This is a genomic window from Nocardia sp. NPDC004722 (assembly GCF_053601505.1).
On the sequence record NZ_JBSGBY010000609.1, the window covers coordinates 1 to 4934 of the forward strand.

Genomic DNA, 4934 nt, shown 5'->3' on the forward strand with positions numbered 1-4934 from the left:
CGCTGCAGCTTTGGAGATCTCCGATATCCAGTCCACCGGGGATGGGGTGCGGCTGACCGACAGCCGCATCGGCGGCGATGCAAATATCAGCGGCGTACGAGCGGGATTCCGGGAGTCACCGGACCCTACTCGAGGGCGGCCCTGACACCCCCCAACGACACATCACCCTCTCAGGGACCCGGTGGGAACTCGTACACCGGCAACATCTTCTACGGTGATTTCAACGTCAACGACTCTGGTCGTGGTCACAGGACGCTCAGAGAGCTCGTCCGGTGGTGCCCGGGCTCGGAGCTGCCGAAAGTCGGTGAGCTGAACGCCTATACGCTAGGCGCGACCAGCTCGGCATACGGGAATGCTCACGCCAGCGGTCTCGACGACAGCTATGTCAAGCGGACCGGCAACCGAGTTGATAATCGGCTAGCCGAGGCATTGTCGGGCACCCGAATGGTGATCGTGGTCGGCCCTTCAAAGGCAGGAAAGACCCGCACGGTCTTTGAAGCTGTCCGCGACGCCGATCCGACAGCAGTGTTGTTGTGGCCCGTGATCGGCGGAACTACCGAACTCGCAGCCCACCCCCGTGTCCTCCACTCTGAAGACACCATCGTGGTCTGGCTCGATGATCTGCAGGACTATCTGAACGGTATCGACGCCTTGACTCCGAAGGTACTGGCACAGCTATCCGCTCGCCCAGGTCGAACAATGGTGGTAGCCACGCTCCGCTCGGAAATGCGCGCGCGGCTGCGCGCCGATGGCGAACTCCAGCGCGACACCAGGCTCCTGCTAGAACAAGCCGAGGTCATCGACCTAGCCTCTACCAGTGAAGACTCGAGCGAGCAGGCAGCAGCGGCAGCGGCTTACCCCGATCAATGCCTCGATGGCTACGGTCTCGGTGAAGTCCTCGCTGGTGCACCAGAACTGCTGCACCGCTACGATGACGCGGCCGAGGCAGACCCTCCACAGCACGCCGTGATCGAAGTCGCAATTGACTGGGCGCGAATCGGGCGACAAGACCCAATCCCTGAACCGGTACTTGCAGAATTCACGATGAGCCGACTGCGCACCAATCGGCCCGAGCTCGATATCGCAGTCGAAGACGTGCTCGCCGCGATATCAGCCGCACGTCAACCTCCGAAAGGCGCAGGACGCGCAGCAGCATTGCGGACGAGCTACCTCGACGACCAGACCCGCGTGTACCGGCCATTCGACTATCTTGTCGCCGCTGATGACGGTCAAGACCATCGAACACCCCGGCTGATCCCAGACACATTCTGGGATGCTGCGACTCACTCTGCCACCATCCAAACTCTAGTAAGCGTTGGATACGCCGCATACCAACGAGGCCTCACCCCACGGGCCGCCACGCTCATGCACCAGGCAGCCGAGGGTGGAGATGTCGACGCAATGAGGATATTGGGAAACATCTTGCGTGATCGTGGTGAGCTGGTGGAGGCGGAGTCTTGGTTCCGCAAGGCGATTGACGCCGGCGAAGTCGGTTCGATGTGGAACCTCGGGATGCTCCAGCATGATCGTGGGGAGTGGGTGGGCGCGGAGTCCTGGTTCCGCAAGGCGATTGACGCTGGTGATAAGGATGCGTTGTGGAGTCTCGCGGATCTTCTGCATGATCGTGGTGATCTGGCTGGGGCGGAGTCCTGGTTCCGCGAGGCGATTGATGCAGGAAACATCGGTTCGATGTGGAGACTCGGGCTTCTGCTGCGTGATCGTGGTGAGCTGGTCGAGGCGGAGTCCTGGTTCCGCAAGGCGATTGATGCTGGCGATAGCACTTCGATGTGGAGTCTCGGGCATCTTCTGCATGATCGTGGTGAGTGGGTGGGCGCGGAGTCCTGGTTCCGCAAGGCGATTGACGCCGGTGTTAACGGTTCGATGTGGAGTCTTGGAAATCTGCTGCGTGATCGTGGTGTGCTGATGGAGGCGGAGTCCTGGTTCCGCAAGGCGATTGATGGCGGACACGTCGGTTCGATGAGGGAACTCGGGAAGCTCCTTCATGCTCGTGGTGAGCTGATCGAGGCGACGTCCTGGTTTCGCAAGGCGATTGGCGCTGGTGACACGAGCGCGAAATGGCATCTTGGGATTGTTCTGCGTGATCGTGCTGCGCTGGCCGCGGCCGAGGCCGAGGCCTGGTCCCGCGGTAAGGACTACTAGGTGTGCCATCTCATGAGGCTGGTGCAGTCGGCCTCACGGGTGGGTACTCCGCTATCGATATGCAGGTCGACTCGACTCCCTGCCTGAGCAGAAATCCCGGAATCGCCTCTTAAGCAGGAAGATTCAGACTGCTCTGGAAGGCGGTTTGGGTACGTGGCGGCCGATCGAAGATTCGAGGATGTCCGCCGCCTGACTGGTGCGCCTCCATTGCGAGGTCACGCCGCCATGGGAGCGGGCGGGAGTCGCGAAGTTGCCGATCTTCTCCGCGTAGCCGTGACTGCGCAGCCGCAGCAGCATCGAACCCATGCGCCGAGGTTCGAGCAGCTCCGGCCAGCCGCCTGAACGCATCGCGGCGAGCACCTCGGCATTTATGAAAACCTGCCCGGCGGGCATCGCGAGGATCACCTGCTCGGCGGCAGCGATGTAGGCTGCGGCCGGATCGGCGGCATTAATGGGCTGAGTCATGGCGGGACCCCCTGCGCCTGAAGCGTGTGCCCGATCCACGGTACGAAGCGGCACTGACACATCGCTGCCTCCGCGCCCCGATTATCGCCAACGCTCGCGCAACTCACCTCTTACGCTGTGAAATGCGGTGATCATCCTCGTAGTGGTCGGACGGATCATCGCGCAAGCCTGAAACGTCAAAAGTGTTGCGGTCTTGCTAGGTTTATTTCACCAGCCAGCGGCTCGGAAATCGTCGACGATCCACCCAGCTGCGGCGTCAAAGCTGCTGGTACCGCTGAATTGCTTGAGTTCGAGGAACTCGGGACGGCTGCTTCGCCTCTGAACCCTCACAATCCATACCCCGACCTCGTGCCAGCAGAGCCAATACTACCGATACCACTTTGGTTCTACCTCACTAGCAAGATCCGTCATGGCCCACTCGTTTGGAACGCCGTGTTCGCGGAAGAATTCCGCTCGTTCGGCAGTCATCAGAATCTCGATCGTGGCACCAGGTAATGGGCCGCAGATCCAAGGGGCTGACTGCCAACCGACCCTGCTCGCTTCGACGAGCGCCTTTGCGATGTCGTTGCTGATCTTTCGGCTCGTCGGCAGTACTGAACTCACCCACTCACCGTATCCGCTAGCGATCAAATGCAACGTTGCTCTGATCCGATGGTTTGGCCAGCGAGAGAACGGTTCTCGGCATAGCCCGCACAGGATCGATCCCGCGTCGACATTCTTCTTGTGCGCCCAGATCCGTCTCTATCCCGTCTCACCTCATAAGAGATAGAGATCAATTGGGGCAGTGGATGATTCGCTCTCGTCGGGCGGGTGGTGCGGTGGTACCGCAACCTTCGCTCGCGCCTGCGTCCGCTCGGCTTGTCGTGGCGGGGCGCCTCACCGCTTGGCCTGACCGAGGGCTACCAGGATTGCCCGGGGACCGTCAAAAGGAAGAGCGTGTTTGACGGTCCCCGGGCCATCCTGGTTTGACGCCCTCAGGCCAAGCGGAGAGGAACCCCACCACGCCCAAAGGCCGCGCTACACTCCGGGGTATCTGCGGCCTGCGGGCCGCACGCGGGGGCGCTGCCCCCGGACACCTGCTCTCGGCGAGGCCAGGCCTGCACAGAGATGTGTAGGCACACACGCGTGAGTCGCGAAGAGCTACCGCGGCTTTGCCGCCCGCTGGGGTTGATCTCCGCGGCGGCGGCCGCCGGGCGTGCACGAAGCTATGGGTAGTCGGCGGGGCGTTTTCGACCTGGAGCACTCTGGACAGCAAAGAGATTGGCCGGGGGTGAGATTCTTGATCGGTTGTGGGCGCGGTTTCCCGGCAGCGAGTAGGCCGAGCGCCGGGTGCGCTACGACCAGGTTGCACTCGGCTCACGCCCGGGGCGGACCGGTTGATTCTCATGCACCCAGGCTGCGCCTAGGGTGTGAATTGATCCCTCCAATTATGGTGATTGGCCTTTTCATTGCATTTGACTCTTCGCATTTGCGAGTTGGTTTTGTGTTTTTCGATCGCACTTCAAATATTCCTCTGCCCACTGGGACTGAGGCAGCTTTTATTTTTAGTGCCCATTCCGATGGCCATTGCGTGGATGTCGACCATCGCAGACCCTGCAGCGCTCCCTCATCGAGCGCAACTTCTCGCAGGTCGACTGCAGTGAAGTCGTTGAGAATCCTCGCCAGATATCTTAGATCGCTGGTGAACCCGGCCAATTGAGTGTGCAGGTGCGCTGCATGATTACAGGCAAATTCGAACCAGTCCACTGTGCCGTCACCCTCTGGGTACAACGCCAACATGAGGTCGGTCAGGGATCGGAGGATCTCTCGGCCGGAAAGCCAGCAGACATCGTAGACATTGTTTATCCACGCAGACGCCAAGTCGAGTTCGTTTGGCCTCTGTTGCTCGACGATCTCGACGACGTCGCGGAACACATCGAACACTTCATCGTCGAGCCGCCTTGTCATTTCGGTGAGGGAGCATCCGAGATTGTGATGTGCCGCCACCGCAAACGATCGCCTGTCCATCGGTGCATGTTTAGAAGGGGGGCGAACGGTATCTGGGAGAAGGTAGCTCTCCCGGAGCAGAACATGGAACTCATCCGACAGAACATGGACAACGAACATCGCACGTTCGATGCCTTGGAAACATATGGTGCGCAATCCCACACGAGTTGCCGGAGGAAGGAGGTTGAATTCGGCGCCGAGTCCCAGCACCGGCAAGCTTGCTGGCCTAGGCATGCGCCGCATTGAAGTTCACGACCTTCGGGTCCTGCTGATACCCCTGGAACAGGTTGTTCGTGACATACACCCGATGGCTGACCGGGTCG

The 4934-nt window shown here is 60.7% G+C and carries 4 protein-coding genes; 1 reads left to right on the forward strand and 3 read right to left on the reverse strand.

What is annotated here, in order from left to right; translation table 11 throughout:
• Positions 1-444 precede the first annotated feature (444 nt).
• Positions 445-2160, forward strand: a complete 1716-nt coding sequence (locus tag ACWELQ_RS37915) for a tetratricopeptide repeat protein (RefSeq protein ID WP_452401836.1) — start codon at positions 445-447, stop codon at positions 2158-2160.
• Between the two features lie 123 nt (positions 2161-2283).
• Here ACWELQ_RS37915 and ACWELQ_RS37920 read toward each other — a convergent pair whose 3' ends face one another.
• The 3 genes from ACWELQ_RS37920 to ACWELQ_RS37930 form a co-directional block, all read right to left on the reverse strand.
• Positions 2284-2625 (reverse strand): hypothetical protein, encoded by a 342-nt coding sequence (locus ACWELQ_RS37920; protein WP_452401837.1) that lies wholly within the window; start codon positions 2623-2625, stop codon positions 2284-2286.
• A gap of 366 nt (positions 2626-2991) precedes the next feature.
• Positions 2992-3228 (reverse strand): hypothetical protein, encoded by a 237-nt coding sequence (locus tag ACWELQ_RS37925; protein WP_452401838.1) that lies wholly within the window; start codon positions 3226-3228, stop codon positions 2992-2994.
• 780 nt (positions 3229-4008) lie between these two features.
• On the reverse strand, positions 4009-4827 hold the full coding sequence (locus ACWELQ_RS37930; RefSeq protein WP_452401839.1) for a hypothetical protein: 819 nt from the start codon (positions 4825-4827) through the stop codon (positions 4009-4011).
• Between the last annotated feature and the right edge of the window lie 107 nt (positions 4828-4934).

Coding starts and splice junctions, on each gene's coding strand:
- ACWELQ_RS37915 (WP_452401836.1), top strand. CDS start 445: ATGGTGATCGTGGTCGGCCCTTCAAAGGCAGGAAAGACCCGCACGGTC.
- ACWELQ_RS37920 (WP_452401837.1), bottom strand. CDS start 2,625: ATGACTCAGCCCATTAATGCCGCCGATCCGGCCGCAGCCTACATCGCT.